General features: G+C 61.3%; 1 protein-coding gene. It reads left to right on the top strand.

The features are described 5' to 3' along the window. Positions 1-1,003, top strand: a 1,003-nt coding sequence (locus tag V6C16_RS14150; RefSeq protein WP_333543546.1) for an efflux RND transporter permease subunit, incomplete at both ends; no start/stop codon positions are given.

Genomic DNA, 1,003 nt, shown 5'->3' on the forward strand with positions numbered 1-1,003 from the left:
GCTTTTGCCTGTCCTGCAGCAGACCCTGCCCGGCAACGTGGAAGTGCGCGTGGTCACGGACCGCACCACCACCATCCGCGCCACGGTGCACGACGTGCAGTTGGAACTGCTGCTGGCCGTGGCCCTTGTCATCTGGGTTATCTGGCTGTTTTTGCGCAATGCGCAGGCCACGATCATACCGGCGCTGGCCGTGCCGCTTTCGCTGGTGGGATCGCTGGGCGTCATGCATCTGGCGGGCTATTCCCTCAACAACCTGACCCTTATGGCCCTTGTCATTGCCACAGGTTTTGTGGTGGACGATGCCATTGTGGTCATTGAAAACATCTCCCGTTATCTGGAGCAGGGCATGCGCCCGCTTCAGGCGGCGCTTACGGGCGCGGGGCAGATCGGCTTTACCATCATATCTCTTACCATTTCGCTGGTGGCCGTGCTTATTCCCCTGCTTTTCATGGGGGATGTGGTGGGGCGGCTTTTTCGCGAATTTGCCGTTACCCTGGCAGTGACCATCCTTATTTCCGCAGTCATTTCGCTCACGCTCACGCCCATGCTGTGCGCGGTCATGCTGCGGCCGGAACGCCCTGCGGATCGCAAGGGCGAGGGCCGCTTTTTTGCCCGTCTGCTTGACTGGTACGAGCATCGGCTTGAATGGGTGCTGGCGCGCCAGCGGCTGACGCTGGCCGTGGCTGTGGGCACTCTGGCGCTTACGGTTCTGCTTTACATCATCGTGCCCAAGGGCTTTTTTCCCGTGCAGGATACGGGAGTCATTCAGGGTATGGCCGAAGCCCCGCAGGACACCTCTTTCAAGGCCATGGCCGGGCGTCAGCGTGAGCTTGCCGAAGTGATTCTTGAAGACCCGGCCGTGGAAAGCGTGGTCTTTTTTGTAGGGGTAGACGGCATCAACCAGACCATGGCAACCTCGCGCCTGACCATCGAACTGCGCCCGCTGGCCGACAGTGACGCCCGTGCTCCGGCCATAGCCCGGCGCATCATGAACCGGGCCGCG

The organism is Desulfovibrio sp. 1188_IL3213 (genome assembly GCF_036763145.1).
Classification (GTDB): Bacteria; Desulfobacterota; Desulfovibrionia; order Desulfovibrionales; family Desulfovibrionaceae; genus Desulfovibrio.